This window comes from Polyangium sp. y55x31, assembly GCF_029946505.1.
Classification (GTDB): domain Bacteria; phylum Myxococcota_A; class Polyangia; order Polyangiales; family Polyangiaceae; genus Polyangium.
Window position 1 is genome coordinate 1 of sequence record NZ_JARZHG010000023.1, and the last position, 14,659, is coordinate 14,659.

A 14,659-nucleotide genomic window follows, 5' to 3' on the forward strand; every position below is an offset into this window, starting at 1 on the left:
CGTCCCCGCGCCCGACCGCCACCGCGTCCGCCGCCGCCCCGGCCGCCTCCGCCTCCGCCGCCGCCCCGACCGCCTCCGCCACGGCCTCCGCCGCGCCCGCGCCCACGGCCGCGCCTGCGCCCGGCTCGGCCGACGCCGTGGCCGTGGCGATCGATCAGGTCTTCCTCGACAAGAAGACCTTCTTTGCGAAGTTCAAGCAGGAGCACACGCAGAAGGTCGCGGGCACGACGAAAAAATCGACCGGCGTCTTTTATTTCGAGCGGCCGAACAAGATCTCCTTCCGGTACGACCCGCCGAGCAAGAATCGAATCGTCTCCGACGGCACGACGCTCAAGGTCTACATCGGCGAGGACAACCAGATGTTCGTGCAGCCCGTGGACAAGACCGAATACCCGGGCGCGCTCGCCTTCCTGATGGGCAAGGGCCTCGGCCCCTCGTTCAGCTTCTCTTTCAACGACAAAACCAAATTCGAGGGCGGCCCCGTCCTGCTCGGGAAACCCCGGCAAGCGACGCCCCATTACGACTCCGTGTATTTTTACGTCGACAAGGCGCTCCTGGAGAAAAAGGATCCCGGCGTCATCCGGCGCGTCCTGCTCGTCGACGCCCAGGGCAACCGCAACCGCTTCGATTTCGAGGGCTCGACCCAGCCTGCCACGATCGATCCTGCCGAGTTCACCTTCACCCCTCCGCCGGGCACCAACGTGACCCAGAATTGAAGCCGTGCCGCTCGACCTCTGGCCGCTCTCTCCGCCGGGCCGTCTGATCCACGAGGACCGAGACCTCGTCGCCATCGACAAGCCCCCGTTCGTCCCGACCCACGCGCCCGAGCGCAGCGACGACGTCCATCGCCGCCTCACGGCCCATTACGAGGCCACGCAGCCGGGCGCGCCCGTTTATCTCGGCGTCCACCAGCGCCTCGAACGGGACGCCTCGGGCGTGCTCGTCTTCACGCGCCGCCGCGAGGCGAACCGATCCATTGCCGAGCAAATCGAGCGCCGCCGCGCGCGCCGCACCTACGTCGCGCTCGTCCGTGGCACGCCGGGCATGCTCGGCCGCGGCAAGGGGCCGGACAGGGGCGTCTTGCGCCATCGCCTCGCGCCGGGCGAGGGCGGCCATCGCGTCCTGCCGCCCTCGGCGCGTGCGGGCCAGCCGTCCACCGTGCTTTTCCGCGTCCTCGACAGGTGCGGCGATCGCACGCTCCTCGCGCTCACGCCCGAGGTCGGTTGTCCCGTGGATCTGCCGGCCCAGCTCGGCGCCGAGCAGGCCCCGATCGTGGGCGACGTGGCCCGCGGCGGCGATCCGGCCCCTCGGCTCGCCTTGCACCTCGAAGAGCTCGTCCTCGAGCATCCCGCAGACGGCCGCTCGCTCACGCTCCGCGCCCCCATCCCCGCTTTCTTTTCGGATTTTCTCGAAGGGAAAGATGGGCTCTCCGACGTCGACGCCATCGAGCGCCGCCTGCGCGAGGCCGCCGAGCGCCGCGCGTGGATCGCGCGCCTCCCGGACACGGACGCCTTCCGCCTCGCGAATGCCGCGGGCGACGGCTTGCCCGGCGTCACGGTGGATCGATACGGGGATTTCCTCGTGATCTCCCTTTACGACGAGAACGCGGAGGCCGCGCGGGAGCGGATCCTCGACGCGGCGTTCCGGCTCGGCGCGACGGGCATCTACCTCAAGATCCGCCCGAAACACGCGAGCCGCATCGTCGACGCGCGCGAGCCGCAGTTCGCGCCGAAAGACCCGGTCCGAGGCGCGCCCGCGCCCGACCCGATGATCGTGCACGAGCTCGGCTTGCCTTACGAGGTGCGCCTCGGCGACGGTTTGTCCACGGGGATCTTCCTGGATCAAAGGGAAAACCGCCGCCGTGTGCGGGAAATGGCCTCGGGGTTGTCGGTCGCGAACCTCTTCGCCTACACGTGCCCCTTCACGGTGGCGGCGGCCGCGGGCGGGGCACGGCGGACGGTGAGCGTGGACGTGTCGCGCGGCGCGCTCGAATGGGCGCGGAGAAACCTCGACCGCATCGGCGCGGATCCGGCGGCGCACGTGCTCGTCGAGGCGGACGCGATCAAATGGCTGGAGAAAAGCGCGGCGAAGGAAGGACCATTCGACCTCGTGATCCTCGACCCGCCGAGCTTCGCGACCACGAAGCAGACGCGTTTCTCCGCGGAGAGCGATTACAAAAAGCTCGCGGCGAGCGTGCTCCGCGTCCTCGCGCCGGGCGGGCGGCTCCTCGCGTGCACGAACCACAAGGGAATTCCGCGCGCCAAGTTCAAGCGAGTGCTGCAGGACGCCGCGCGCGACGCGGGGCGCGGCGCGGCCCAGGTGAAAGATTGGCCCGATCCCGAGGATTTTCCGCCGGAGCCGGGCGGGGAGGCCCATTTGAAGACGGTGCTCGTGACGCTCGAGAGGGGTTGAATGGCGACCACCCTCCCCTCCGACGATCACCTCTCCCACCGTGATCGCCCGGGCCTGCTCGCGCTGATCCTCGGCGCGCTCGCCGCGCTCGGGCCGCTCACGATCGACATGTACTTGCCGAGCTTGCCCTCGATCGAGCGGGATCTCCGGACCACCGCATCGATGACGCAGCTCACGCTCGCCTCGTATTTCGCAGGGCTCGGGATCGGTCAGCTCGGGTACGGCCCCCTCACGGATCGCTTCGGCCGCAAGCGCCCGCTTTATTTCGGGCTCACGCTGTACGTGCTCGCGTCGGCCGGATGCGCGCTCGCGCCGAATGCGGAGACGCTCATCGCGCTCCGCTTCCTGCAAGCGCTCGGCGGCGCCGCCGGGCCCGTGGTCATGCGCGCCGTCGTACGGGACCTCTACGTCGGCCCAGCGGCGGCGCGCCTTCTCTCGATGCTCATCCTGGTCATGGGCGCGGCGCCGATCCTGGCCCCGCTCCTCGGCGGCTTCACCCTCGAAATCGCGGGCTGGCGGACCATCTTCGCCGTGCTCACCGTCCTCGGCGCTGCTTGCCTCGCGCTCATGGCCACGGCGCTGCCCGAGACCTCGACCACGCGGACGCGGATCGAGGTTCGCTCTCTCGCCCGCAATGTGCGCGCGCTCCTCGGCCACCGCGCGTTCGTCGCGCACACGCTCACGGGCGCGTTCTCGCAGGCGGGCATGTTCGCGTACATCTCGGGCTCGCCGTTCGTCCTGATCGAGCTCTTCCACGTCTCGCCGCAGCGATATGGATGGTTTTTCGGGGCGAACGCGGTCGGGTTCATCGCCGCGTCCCAGGTGAACCACCGGCTCCTCGCGCGTTTTTCCCCGGGTCAGCTCCTCGCGCGCGGGACGGTCGCGGCGGCGTCGATGGGCGCGGTCCTCGTCGCCATTGCGGTGACCGGGGCCGGAGGGCTGCCCGCGGTGGCCGTATCGCTGTTCGGATTCATGGCGAGCATCGGCTTCATCGGGCCGAACGCGACCGCGCTCGCGATGGATGAGCAGGGGGACCGCGCGGGCCTCGCCTCGGCCCTGCTCGGGTCGATTCAATTCGGGATCGCGGCCTGCGCGTCGTCCCTCGTGGGCGTCCTCAACGACGGCTCCATGCGCCCCATGGCGGGCGTCATGGCCGCCTGCGGCGTGGCCTCCTTCCTCGCGGGCTTTCTCGCGCGGCGTTGACCGTCAATCGAACTCGACGTCGAGCTCGTCCGGCATGGGAGCGAGCAACGGCAATCGGGCGATCCCCGCCTCGTCGCAAAGCTCGTCGAGCGTGACCTCGGTCCCGTCGTCGAGCACGAGGTCGCCGCGCACGTAATACCGCAGGCCCCAGGAGAGCGGTTTTCCGCGGCTCTCCGGGTGCTCGGCGAGCTCGCCCAAGAGCTTGCGGTCCTCGGGCGAAGACAGACGCGCCACGTGCCGCGCGAGCGCGGGCCAGAGCGGATCGATTCCCTCGGGCAGCTCCGCGAGCGCGCGGCGGAAAGGCATCGATTCCGATCGCGGGCGCAAAGAAAGGCGGCAGGCCTCGTGGAAGAGTCGCAGGAGCGGATCCTTCGGCTCCGAAAACGCCAGCACCGCGCGTGTCCCGGCCCGGCCGATCCCGGCGAGCTCCACGGCCGCGAAATCGAGCGTCCACGGCTCCTCGGGCAATTCGAGCTCGTGCGCCCAGACCCACGCCATGTCGAGCACCCAATCTTGCTTCCAGTCCCGCGCCCAGTAGCGCGACAGATCGAACGCCCAGTCCCGCGCCAGATCTCGCGTCCAGTACCGCGCCAGATATCGCGCCCAGTACCGCGCCAGATCGAGCGCGAAATCCCGCGCCCATTCCCGCGCCCACGATCGCGAGAGGTCCATCGCCCAATCCCGCGCGAGGTCGAGCGCCCACGTCCGCACCCAATCATCGTGCGCCGCTTCCTTCGCCCACGACCCCGCCAGATACCGCGCCATGTACCGCGCCAGATCCCGCTCCTCCCGCTCCGGCACGAGCACCCGCCTCGCCGCGCGCCCGAGGTGCTCGCGTTTGCCCCCGAGCGAGATCAACGTCTGGAGCCGCGCCGCCGCCGGCCCCCGCGGACCCGGCCACAAATGGAGCAGGGAAAGCTCCGGCGGATCCCCCGGCCAAACCGGGCTCGATCCTCCAAGCGCCCGCCCACGCGCCACGCCTTGCCCCTCGCCCGCCGCCGAGAGCAATCGCGACATCGCCGGCGGCTCCGCCTCCTCGCGCCCGAGCCGCGCCTCCTGCCACCACGACGCCGCAATGACCCCCGGCAGCCAGCGCGCCCGCGACGCCACCTCCGGCCATGCCGCCGCGAGCCGCTGCCGCCGCCCTTCCTGCCGGCTCGCCGCCCACGCCCGCGCCGCCGCGAACCCGCGCACCTGCTCGTGCACGTGGAAATGGGCCGAGAGCCGCGCGCACCACGCCTCGAAATGCCCCTCGCCGAGCCCGTCCGCGAACATCACGCCCGCGAGCCAGAACCCATCGGCGTCCCCCTCGATGAGATTCTCCAGCACGGCCGCGAGGTGCGCGGGATTCCGGTCCTCCACGACCGCCGCCCACAGCCTGAGCGTCTCCCAGAATGCGAGATCGTGCAAATACCGCCGGCAAAGCGCGACCCGCGCCTCCGCGCCCTCCACCACCGCGGCCCAGTGCTGCGCCACGAGGTATTCCTGGAAGCTCAGGTGCGCAAACGAAAAGGTCCCGTCGGCGCGATCCACGAGCACGCCTGCCGACGAGACCAACCACGCGATGAACCCGCGGCGCTCCTCGTACGAAAAGCGCGAGGGCAGAAGCGCGCAAAGCTCGTCCTCGGTGCGCACGATCGGGCTCCGGCTGTGCACGACATACCCGTCGCGCTGCACCCGATCGGCGAGCTCCGCGAGCACGCGCATCCGCTCGGCCGCGTCCTCCGGCCGGAACATCGCCGACGGCGCCCGCGCGCCCTCCGCCTCCTTCGCGCGCGGCCGCGCCGAAAGCAGGTTGTCGAGGCACACGCGATACAGCTCGTGCCGTTTGTCCGGCAGCGGCCTCGACCGGTGCACGAAGAGCATCATCACGAGCAGGAGCGCCGTCCGCGCGAGGGCCTCGGCCTCGGCGCTCGACGCGAGGGCCGAGACGAAGCGCTCGCTCGCGGCGCGGGCGGACGCCTCGTCCTCGCCGTACACGCGCCCGTGAAAACGCGCGGCGAATGCCCGGATCTCCTCGTCCGAGAGCGGCTGCACGTCGAGCACATCGAATCCTTCGGCGCTCGAAGGCCGGCTCTCGCCATAAGGACGGCTCGTCACGACCGCGAGGACACGTGGCCACGTGCCGAGCAGGCCCATCAATTTCTCGCGCACCTCGTCGCCGAGATCGCCGAGCTCGTCCCAGCCGTCGACGAGCAGGATCGGCCTCGGCCCCGTGGGATCGTCGAAAAGCGCAGCGAGCGTCTTTCGTTCGTCGCGCCCGCGCACCTCGGCGAGCCGGCCCGCGAGGTAGGCTTCGAGCGTCCGCTCGCTCGGCGCCGCCCGCTCCCATGCGCGCCCGAGCTCACGAAGCTCGATCAAAAAGGGGACACAGGTCTTTCCGCCCTCGGCGAGCAGCTTGCGAAAGCAATGGCGCAGGATCGTGGTCTTGCCGCAGCCGGCCGGCCCACGAATGACGAGCGGCGAGGCGCGCGTGGCGAGCGCGAAGGGATCGAACGGCGCGCCGTCGTCGAGCTGGTCCGGGTCCGTATTCGTCCCGAGCCTCGGCGGCACGAACATCTCGTCGAGCCGCGCCGAAACGGGCGGCCCTCCTCCGCTCGGCTGCGTCACGCCCACGCCGCCGAGGTCCCAGCGCACGTAACGCGCGCCGAACCGCCGGCGATACGCCTCCACGAACGCCGAAACTTCGACGGCCTCTGACGCGACCGTCGCCTGTTTTTCCTCGCCAAACCCCTTGGGCACGTACAGATCGAGCGTCGCGCCGCGCGGGCTTCCGGGATCGACCGCAAAGGACCCCGGCTCGACCTGCCCCTCGGCGCGGGCGCGCGGCGCGTAGATCCGCAAAATCGACCGCGCTTGCCGCCGGGCCGGATCGAGCTCCAAAAGATGCACCATCGCCGGCTGGCTCTCGGGCAATTTCCCGGGCGAGAGCCCCCAGCTCCCGGACGAGAGCACCAGCGTGTGCCCCTTGTCCCCGCGCCGAAAAGGGAATGCGTGGGCATCGGCGCCGTGGTGATGTCCGTGCAGGACCACGGAGACACGCGCGTCTTCGGTCACGGCGCGCAGGTGCTCCTTGCCGTCGAAGCCCGCGGCGTCGGCGGCGAAATGCTCGATCGTCTCGGGCTTGACCGGGCCGGGATGGCCGCGCAGCCATTCGACCCAGCTCTCCACGGCCTCGGGCACGGGCGTGATCGGATTGTGGTGCACGGCGAGGATCGACATCCACGACGGGGGCAACCCCCGCAGATGATCGAGCAGCCGCTGGGCTTGCGCCTCGCCGAAGGAGCCGCCCTGGCGCGCGTGGGACTCGCGCTCGCAGGAGTTCAGGGCGGCGACGGCGACCCCGCCGTCCGGCGTGGCGAAATGGTGAACGACGGCGCCGTGGCCGATCGAGGTCACGTTCGCGAGCTCGGCGCGCGGGCGCCCGTGGAACGCCGCGACGAACGCTTCGAAGCGCGCGAGGCGTACGAGGGCGAGGCGTCGTTCGAGCTCGGCGTCATCAAACCCCTCGTCTTCTTGCTCGATCTGGACCTTGCGCGTCTCGGCCCAGGAGACGTCGTGGTTTCCCGGGACGAACACGAATCGATCCCGGGGGACACGAAGAAGCGCGTCGAGATGCCCGAAAAACCCGAGCGCCGCCTCGTATTCGTTCTTGCGCGCCGCCTCGGCGATGTCGCCCGTGACCACGACGAGCCCCACGCCCTGCCGAATGCCGAGCTCCTCGCGCGCGGCGTCGATCGCGCCCGCGAAACGTGAAGCGAGCCGCTCGCCGTCCTGGCCCCCGAAGCGACCATGCGGCCCGAAATGCAGGTCCGAGAGGTGGAGGACAAGGAGCGGAAAGGACACGTCGAGGGGGAGCATACCGGAAGTGGGGCGCGGCATGAAGCCCCAGCGCGCGAGGCGCGGAGAAGCGCCTCATCCGGGGGGCCGGGAGGCAAGCGGGCGCTCCGGGCGGGGCGCGGGAGCGAGGCGGGCGGCGGAGGGATGTGGGAGTTTGTCGGAGGATCTGAGCGCCTTCACGACGCTCGGAAACGGATTGCGGACGTGGGTTTTTCCAGGTACGGGTTTGACCTGGAACATGCGTTTGTCATCACCCGCATCCTGGTTGCCTCCGCATATTGCCGCCCTGTTCTTCGCGCCGCTCCTCGTACTCGCCGCATGCGCGCCGAGCCGCGAGGAAGAGGCCATTCTCCGCGAGCCGCCGAAGGTGGCGACGACCTTCGGCCCTCACCTGCGCCTGCCCGACGAGGCGCGACTTTGCAAGAGTCGGCTGGGCGTCCACCGGTGTCCGAAGGACTTGCCCCTCCGCGGGATCTATCCCGTCGAGCCCCTGCGGAACGCGTCGTGTCTGTACGAGCCAAACGGCCCGCCGATCGCGGAGCTCGACGAGAATGGCGTACCGCAAAGCGAGTACACGTTGTGTTGCGTCCTGACGTACTTCGAGGCGGACCGGCGTGACGCCTGTTCGCGGTGAGGGTGCCAGAATGGAACAGCAGAAACAGCCGCCTCCTCGTGTTCAAGGGGGCGGACCTACCGCGTGGTTCGTCTTCTGGGTCGAGTTCGTCGGCGGAGGGCTCGTCTTCTTCGCGTGTATCCTCGGCGTCGTGAACGTGTTCGCGTCGACGATCGAGGTCGACCGGTTGGCGAGCGAAACCGCCTGCATGGGGCAACCTCGCGGGTGCGAGGCGATGCCGATGAAGTGGGAGCGTGTGCCATGGGCGCACACGCTCCAGGTGAATACGACCGGCGGCACCGTCGATGTCCGTTGCAGCCGCGCGTATGTGCTCCTCGGCGCCTGGTCGTGTGGCGCGCTGAACGTGTTGCCGGAGCCCGTCACGCCGAGCGCAAGTGCGAGCACGAGCTCCGCGCCCTCCGCCGCGTCGGCAAAGGTCCCACCTCGATCCGCCAAGCCCATCGTCGTCCGGATTTCGCCGGCTTCGTCCGGTTCCGCTGTGCAGCGCACGGGCAAGTCGGTGCCCCAGGTGGTCCTGGATCTCGGTGGGAAACCGCCGGTAGAGACGACACAGTAGAGGGCTCGGCCACCGCTGTATTCCAAACGTTTGTCAAGGGAAAAGTCCTGGGAGTCGCAGCGGTAACCGACCCCTCTCGAGGTGTCGCGTGGACGGGGGCCGTGGCTCAGCCATCCTCGACGCGGATCGGGATCCAGTCGAACCCGGTGACGCCGGCATCGCGGAAGATGCGCCAGACCTTGGGGGTGACGAGGAACAAGGGGTTCGGGAAGAGGGCTTCGCTCACGTCGCCGTCGAACTTCGCCTCGCCAAACCATTCCCAGGTGACGTTTATATCGCGGATGTCAGCGACGTCCGCAGCCCGGTAGGCGAGGCGCATAGGGACCTCCTCCTTCCCTGCGAAGCTACTTCGCCCGCAAGGGCAGGGATTGTAGGGGGAGATGCCGGTCGAGCGGGGCGACATGCGAGGCAAGGTGTGCGTGGCGCAGAGCTGGCGCCACGGGAGCTGGAGGTGGCCCCTGCCCTCGAAGGCTGCGAAGACGCCGCGGAACGAGAGTCCCGTCGCGCCGCTCTCCGCGAGTGCACCGGAAAGCTTCTCGTCGACGAGCATGTCGTCTTTGAAGGTCATGGCCGCGCGCCGGCCTTCGAGGCGATGAAGATACTCGCCGTCGAGGATCATCGCGGAGGTCTGCCGGGCCCCGGCGCCGCACCGCTTGCAGGCCTCGGACATATCGTAGGTCGTGCCCTCCTGCGGCCCGCCGAAGACCTCGGCATTGACGTCGTACGACATGATGAGCAGCCGTGCGGATTCGAGCTCCTCGTCGGTGAAGCAATCGTAGCGCCGTTCCAACCAGGAAGCACCACGCTCCGTGAGGAGATGCAGGAGGCGCGGCAGGCGCTCGTCCCTTTCGTCAAGGGTGACGATGGTGAAAATCGCACCTTCGTCCAGCTCCGCCACGTCGGGACCGCAGCGCACCGTATCGAGCAGCGCACGGGGCCCCTCTTGGATGCGGTCGCTTCTGAACAGGATTCGAACCTCTGTCTTCATTCTGCGCCTCGACGGCTCGGACTACTTCCCGAAGTAAGGCTTGATGGCATCGAGCCAGTGGGAGTAAGGGGCATATACCTCCTCGTATACCTTCCAGAGGCCTTCCTTGCTCTTCGGGAACAGCTTCTTGGCCTCGTCGAGCGCCTTCGTGATCCTCTTGTGTTCTGCGCTCGTCAAGATCACGGACGGTCCTCCGTGAGCTCCTCGACCCCCTGGAGGATGATCGGCGCCTTCTTCGCGCACGCCTCCTCCAGCTTCTTGGCGAACTTCTCGGCCTGCCCGACGAGCACCGCCGAGGCGACCTGCGTGATCGCCGCCGCGGCCTGCACGATGGCGTTGTCGACGCCGTCCTCGTCGTCGCCGCCGATGATGCCGAACCGCTTACCGTCCTTGCGCGCGAGATCGTGGTTGAACTCGCCGTTCAGCATTGCGGAGGCGATCGTCAGCTCGCGGACCATCCGCTCGATCGGCGTCAGGGGCTTCGCCTTGCCCTTCCCGTTCCCCTTGCACCCCTCCTTCGTCTGCTCGCACGGGACCGCGTTCACGAGCGGTCGCCCTTGCCCGTGCTGAAGCTCGGGGAGCACGCCGCCCCGATCCACCAGCGTGCAATGCGGGTCCACGCACTTCGGCGGGTGCACCTCGTCCCGCTTCGGCAAAACGCCCTCTGACGGCAACTGCGGCTCGCTCGACAGAACGCCCTCGGGCGGAGGCGGCGAGGGCTTTGGCTTCTCCGGCGGACGCTCGGGCATCTTGTTCACGCCCGGCGGCACAACCTCGACCTCGACTTGTTCGTCCTTCGCCGGCGGCGGCGGCGACTCCGAGGCCTCGGCGGACGCGGACGTTCCGGCCTTGCTCTCCTCGCCCGGAGCCTTGCGCGTGTCCTTCGCCGGTGCCGGCTTCGGGCGCGGCGGCGGCGTGGGGCAGGTCAGCTTGTTGTATGGAGGCGGTAGAAACCTCACGTTTCCGGGCGGCGCGTAGGGGTCGTATACGAAGATCGTCAGCCCGCTCGTCTTCGCCGCGAAGACCTGCCAGCTCTGGGTCATCACGGTCGCGCTGCCCGAAAGCGCCCACTGATCCATCTTCGGGTGCCCCGGGAGCCGCACACAAACGCGGATCTCCGCCCGGGCGACCGTCGGCACGCACAGGACGAGGAGGCTCAACGGTAAGCACCAGGCGAAGACGCGAGGAAGCACCAGCAACTCCCGAGGTGAATGCGCCCTCCCAGGTCCACCCCCGCGGTGGTGATCGGGCCTGCTCCGGCAGGCCGGCAATCGTGCCGAAAGCATAACGGGAACGTCAATCCCAGCGCGCATACCTGCGCGGCGCGGCCCCCTTCCCCCTTGACACGTCCCCCGCCGCCTCAGTTACCTTCCCCACATGGCTACCCACCTACGCATGACCACCTCACCCCAGCTCGCGGCCGACATTTGCGCCGCCATTGCCGACGGTCTCGCCAGCGATGAAGCCACGAAGCACCTCGCGCACCTGTGGGAATCGCTCGCGGCCAAGGGCGACGCGCTCGCCGCAGAGCGCCGCAAGCTCGATCGCGCTCTCGGCCGCGCGCGGGCGCGGCTCGCGGTCGCGGATGCGCAATGGGATCCGGAGGTCGCGGCGTTTGGCAGGGACGTCGTCGACAAGACGGGCGGCCGTCGGGATGTGCCGCCCTATACGCGGTTTTTCAAGGATGTGTCGCCGTCGGCGGCGCAAGATTTTGGGGTCGATCGCGAGGTGAAGCAGGGCCGCGAATGGCTCGACGAGCTCGGGCGGAACCCGGACGAGCCGCTCGCGTTGAAATGGTCGTCGCGGCTCGGGGTGGTGACGGACAAGCTCGACGCGGCCTCGAAGGAGCGGGCGAATGGCCTGCGCGCCCTCGCCTTGCAGGGCACGTCGGAGGAGCTTTACGTGGAGGACATCAACCTGGAGCTCGACCGGCTCGAAGGCGACCTGAAGAAGCTGTTCCCGGGCCAGCCGAAGCGCGTCGCGGCCTTCCTGGAGCCGACGCGGCCGAAGCGAAAGCGAGCTGCGGGGGACGGCGACGAGGCGGAAAGCGGCGAGGATTCGTGAGGTAGATCGCGCAACGGACTCGCTCCGGGTCTGGATCGTGGTGGTTGTGCGGCGCGCGGAGGTGACTCCCGGGGGGGAGCGCGCCGGTTGCGCGAGGCGCGAGGGGCGATCCGGGTCGGGAGTGCGCCCGTTGCGCGACGCGAGAGGGCGGATCCGGGTCGGGAGTGCGCCGGTTGCGCGGAGCGACGGGGTGGATCCAGGCGGGGATCGGGGCGGTTGCGCGGGGCGCGCGGGGCGATCCAGGCGGGGAAAGAGGTTGACGCGTCGGGAGAGGGCCGGCAGGCTCGGGTGAGGGGCGAAGGTCATGCGCGTGGGTCCGGTGTTGTCTTTCTGGCGAGCTGGATGACGGGCTGTGGTGGGTCCACGGTGACGGGGACGCAGTGCGCGGACCCAGCCAATTGTGAGTTACAGACCCCTCTTTGCCACAATAGTTGCGACCACAAGTGGGCTTTGCCCACGTGCCATGATTGCTGCAACGAGATGCGTCGCAAGTGCCTCGACTGCGCGCCCAGGGAACAAATCAACTTCGAGGGCTGTGATTGATGACACTTTCGAAATGTGTGAACATGCGAGCTTCATTCCTGATTTTGGCCGCTCTCACCTTCCCCGCATGCAGCCGCGGGGAACCTACCGAGGTCACCCTCGACGTCGGCAAAGCGACGCGCGTGAACGGCTGCAACGTCTTCGTGCACGACGCGAAACCCGGGGAGCGTCCTGCTTCCTTCATGACGCCCGCCTGCGACGTGCCGGAGTCGCTGGTGAACGAAAAAAACTGGTGGGGTGAGGGACTTCCACGGCCGGCCACCACAATGATCATGGGAGACTGCATGCGCCTGGGGGACCGATTCTATTGCATGGTCGGACTGGAAGCCGACAAGTCGGTCACGCTCAAGGCGACCTATGAGATCACGCACCCCCGCAGGGTCGATCACCTCCGGCCCATCCGATGATATGCTTACGCCGTCGAGGAACCATGCGAAGCTGTCTCTATATGCTCGTAGTCCTCGCGCTCGTGTCCTGCGCACGCGGTGAGCCCACCGAGGTCACCCTCGAACTGGAAAAGCCCACGCGCGTGAATGGCTGCAATGTCTTCTTGGACGAGGCTCTCCGACAGGATCCGCTCGTCGCGTATCTGTCCCACGCATGTGACGTGCCGGAGTCCGCCTTGAAGGAAGAGAACTGGTGGGGGGAAGGCCCCAAACGCCCGTGGACCGGCATGCACGTGGGCGATTGCGTGCGGCTGGGGAATCGATTTTACTGCCTGGAGGCCATCGAGCCTGGCGAGTCGGCCACGCTGAAGGCCACATACGAAATCCTCCACCACCGCCGAATCGACCACCTCCGCCCCATCCACTGACCCCTCAAAACGCCCCCCGCACCACGACCCCGCCAAACCCCGCCGAGACCACCGGCACCACGGCGACCCCCTTCCCCGCCGCCTCCTTCTTCTCCGCCTTCTCCGCCGCCATCACACTCGTCACCACCAGATACACCCCCGCGAACGCCGCTCCCACGTGCAGCCCGTACATCACGTGCTGCAACGTGTTCCACGTATTCCCCCGCGCGCACGTCTCCCGGATGAACCCCGCCCCCGGATCCGCCGACGTCTCCGCCCCCACGCACACGCTTCGCTCTTGCGTGAACTGCGCCGCGAACACGCTCGTTCGTATTGCCACGTTCGCCTCGTGCACCTGGTACGTCGACAGGATCCCGAGCCCCAGCGACACCGCCGACACGCCGAACGCGCTCATCCCCGCGACGAACCGTCCATCCCATCCGCCCCGCTCCTCGGCCTTCACCTCCGCCGCCGGCGCAGGTTCGTCCGCCCGCGCGACGCCCGGGACGACGAGCAACGCGGCGAAGGTGAGGCGCGCCGCGAGGGTGGATGCGAGCGGGCCGGGCAACGTGATTTTTCTCATGGTTTCCTCCTTCGAGGCGTGACAACGGCGCCGAGATGGGCGAGGAGAACCCGGGCTGCCATGGCAAGAAAGCTCCTCTTCACGATCTCCTCGTACGCCTACCTCGAGCCCCGTTTCCTCGCGGCCGGCGAGCTCGACCGCGGCGAGATCGTGCACAAGACCTTCCCCGACGGCGAGCGTTACCTGCGCGTCGCCGAGGACCCGTGGGGACGCGACGTCGTGCTGCTCGGCGGCACGCCCACCGACCTCGACTGGCTCGAGCTCTACGACCTCGGCTGCGCCATCAGCACCGGCGGCGCCCGCTCCCTCTCCATCGTCATGCCGTATTTCGGCTACGCGACCATGGAGCGCGCCGTCCTGCCCGGGGAGGTCGTCACCGCCAAGACCCGCGCCCGCCTCGTCTCGGCCATCCCGCCGTGCGAGGGCGGCACGCGCGTCTACCTCTTCGACCTCCACACCGACGGCATCCCCTACTACTTCGGCGACAGCCACGTCACCCACCATCTCTACGGCGCCTCGCTCGTCACGAAGCTCATCCAGCGCACGATGGACGGCCGCTCCTACCTGCTCGGCGCCACCGACGCCGGCCGCGCCAAGTGGGTCCAGAGCCTCGCGCGTGACCTCGACGTCGAACCCGCGTTCGTCTACAAACGCCGCGATCCCGAGACCGGCAAGCTCGCCGTCACGGGCGTCAACGCCGACGTGCGCGGCCGCGAGGTCGTCATCTACGACGACATGATCCGCACGGGATCCTCGCTCATCCAGGCCGCCGCGGCCTACCTCGCCGCCGGCGCCACGCGTTGCCACGCCGTCGCGAGCCACCTCGTCCTGCCGCCCGGCGCGCTCGAAAAACTCCGGGCGAGTGGCATGTTCGAGCACATCCTCGGCACCGACTCGCACCCCGGCAGCTTGCAGCTCGCGAACCAGCCCGGGGCCATCGAGTCCGTCGCGCCGCTCTTCGTCCACGCGATCGAGCGGACGTACCGCATCTGAGGGACGACCCCAATTTGATTGGAGCCTCCGCCGGATCCGACTAGAACGTC

General features: G+C 68.9%; 14 protein-coding genes. 9 read left to right on the forward strand and 5 right to left on the reverse strand.

Annotated features, from left to right (window positions below; all coding sequences use genetic code 11):
* The 3 genes from QHF84_RS31495 to QHF84_RS31505 all read left to right on the forward strand — a co-directional run.
* The coding region (locus QHF84_RS31495; protein ID WP_281317182.1) for an outer membrane lipoprotein carrier protein LolA at positions 1-716 on the forward strand (716 nt) is incomplete at its 5' end.
* A 4-nt stretch (positions 717-720) separates the two neighbouring features.
* Positions 721-2,412, forward strand: a complete 1,692-nt coding sequence (locus QHF84_RS31500) for a class I SAM-dependent methyltransferase (RefSeq protein ID WP_281317183.1) — start codon at positions 721-723, stop codon at positions 2,410-2,412.
* Positions 2,413-3,615 carry a Bcr/CflA family multidrug efflux MFS transporter gene (locus QHF84_RS31505; protein WP_281317184.1) on the forward strand — a complete coding sequence of 401 codons (1,203 nt, stop codon included), beginning with the start codon at positions 2,413-2,415 and terminating at the stop codon, positions 3,613-3,615.
* Positions 3,616-3,618: 3 nt separating this feature from the next.
* On the opposite strand, the gene QHF84_RS31510 is transcribed toward QHF84_RS31505, so the two are convergent.
* The gene (locus tag QHF84_RS31510; protein ID WP_281317185.1) at positions 3,619-7,461 is read right to left on the reverse strand and encodes an NACHT domain-containing protein; all 3,843 of its coding nucleotides are present in this window, start codon (positions 7,459-7,461) and stop codon (positions 3,619-3,621) included.
* Positions 7,462-7,609: 148 nt separating this feature from the next.
* Here QHF84_RS31510 and QHF84_RS31515 point away from each other — a divergent pair, with 148 nt between their 5' ends.
* Together QHF84_RS31515 and QHF84_RS31520 are read left to right on the forward strand one after the other, a co-directional pair.
* Positions 7,610-8,089 carry a hypothetical protein gene (locus QHF84_RS31515; protein ID WP_281317186.1) on the forward strand — a complete coding sequence of 160 codons (480 nt, stop codon included), beginning with the start codon at positions 7,610-7,612 and terminating at the stop codon, positions 8,087-8,089.
* Positions 8,090-8,099: 10 nt separating this feature from the next.
* Positions 8,100-8,645, forward strand: a complete 546-nt coding sequence (locus QHF84_RS31520; protein WP_281317187.1) for a hypothetical protein — start codon at positions 8,100-8,102, stop codon at positions 8,643-8,645.
* A 106-nt stretch (positions 8,646-8,751) separates the two neighbouring features.
* Here the strand turns inward: QHF84_RS31520 and QHF84_RS31525 are convergent, their stop codons facing one another.
* From QHF84_RS31525 to QHF84_RS31535, 3 genes are all read right to left on the reverse strand, one after another.
* On the reverse strand, positions 8,752-9,543 hold the full coding sequence (locus QHF84_RS31525) for a hypothetical protein (protein WP_281317188.1): 792 nt from the start codon (positions 9,541-9,543) through the stop codon (positions 8,752-8,754).
* A gap of 111 nt (positions 9,544-9,654) precedes the next feature.
* On the reverse strand, positions 9,655-9,816 hold the full coding sequence (locus QHF84_RS31530; protein WP_281317189.1) for a hypothetical protein: 162 nt from the start codon (positions 9,814-9,816) through the stop codon (positions 9,655-9,657).
* Positions 9,813-10,793 carry a hypothetical protein gene (locus QHF84_RS31535; protein ID WP_281317190.1) on the reverse strand — a complete coding sequence of 327 codons (981 nt, stop codon included), beginning with the start codon at positions 10,791-10,793 and terminating at the stop codon, positions 9,813-9,815. The genes QHF84_RS31530 and QHF84_RS31535 overlap by 4 nt, the downstream gene beginning before the upstream one ends.
* Positions 10,794-11,028: 235 nt before the next feature.
* Here QHF84_RS31535 and QHF84_RS31540 point away from each other — a divergent pair, with 235 nt between their 5' ends.
* From QHF84_RS31540 to QHF84_RS31550, 3 genes are all read left to right on the forward strand, one after another.
* Entirely contained in the window at positions 11,029-11,697 is a 669-nt protein-coding gene (locus tag QHF84_RS31540; protein ID WP_281317191.1) for a hypothetical protein, read from the forward strand.
* 566 nt (positions 11,698-12,263) lie between these two features.
* On the forward strand, positions 12,264-12,647 hold the full coding sequence (locus QHF84_RS31545; protein WP_281317192.1) for a hypothetical protein: 384 nt from the start codon (positions 12,264-12,266) through the stop codon (positions 12,645-12,647).
* A gap of 23 nt (positions 12,648-12,670) precedes the next feature.
* Positions 12,671-13,054 carry a hypothetical protein gene (locus QHF84_RS31550; RefSeq protein ID WP_281317193.1) on the forward strand — a complete coding sequence of 128 codons (384 nt, stop codon included), beginning with the start codon at positions 12,671-12,673 and terminating at the stop codon, positions 13,052-13,054.
* Between the two features lie 4 nt (positions 13,055-13,058).
* Here QHF84_RS31550 and QHF84_RS31555 read toward each other — a convergent pair whose 3' ends face one another.
* Positions 13,059-13,616, reverse strand: coding sequence for a hypothetical protein (locus tag QHF84_RS31555; protein ID WP_281317194.1), 558 nt, complete (start codon positions 13,614-13,616; stop codon positions 13,059-13,061).
* A gap of 60 nt (positions 13,617-13,676) precedes the next feature.
* Between QHF84_RS31555 and prs the strand changes: the two genes are divergently transcribed.
* Positions 13,677-14,609: a ribose-phosphate diphosphokinase gene (prs, locus tag QHF84_RS31560; protein WP_281317195.1), complete on the forward strand. Its 933-nt coding sequence runs from the start codon at positions 13,677-13,679 to the stop codon at positions 14,607-14,609.
* Positions 14,610-14,659 lie beyond the last annotated feature (50 nt).

What these genes read in the sequence shown, in the direction of transcription:
- QHF84_RS31505 (WP_281317184.1), top strand. Translation starts at nt 2,413, where the DNA reads ATGGCGACCACCCTCCCCTCCGACGATCACCTCTCCCACCGTGATCGC.
- QHF84_RS31520 (WP_281317187.1), top strand. Translation starts at nt 8,100, where the DNA reads ATGGAACAGCAGAAACAGCCGCCTCCTCGTGTTCAAGGGGGCGGACCT.
- QHF84_RS31540 (WP_281317191.1), top strand. Translation starts at nt 11,029, where the DNA reads ATGACCACCTCACCCCAGCTCGCGGCCGACATTTGCGCCGCCATTGCC.
- QHF84_RS31545 (WP_281317192.1), top strand. Translation starts at nt 12,264, where the DNA reads ATGCGAGCTTCATTCCTGATTTTGGCCGCTCTCACCTTCCCCGCATGC.
- QHF84_RS31550 (WP_281317193.1), top strand. Translation starts at nt 12,671, where the DNA reads ATGCGAAGCTGTCTCTATATGCTCGTAGTCCTCGCGCTCGTGTCCTGC.
- QHF84_RS31555 (WP_281317194.1), bottom strand. Translation starts at nt 13,616, where the DNA reads ATGAGAAAAATCACGTTGCCCGGCCCGCTCGCATCCACCCTCGCGGCG.
- prs (WP_281317195.1), top strand. Translation starts at nt 13,677, where the DNA reads ATGGCAAGAAAGCTCCTCTTCACGATCTCCTCGTACGCCTACCTCGAG.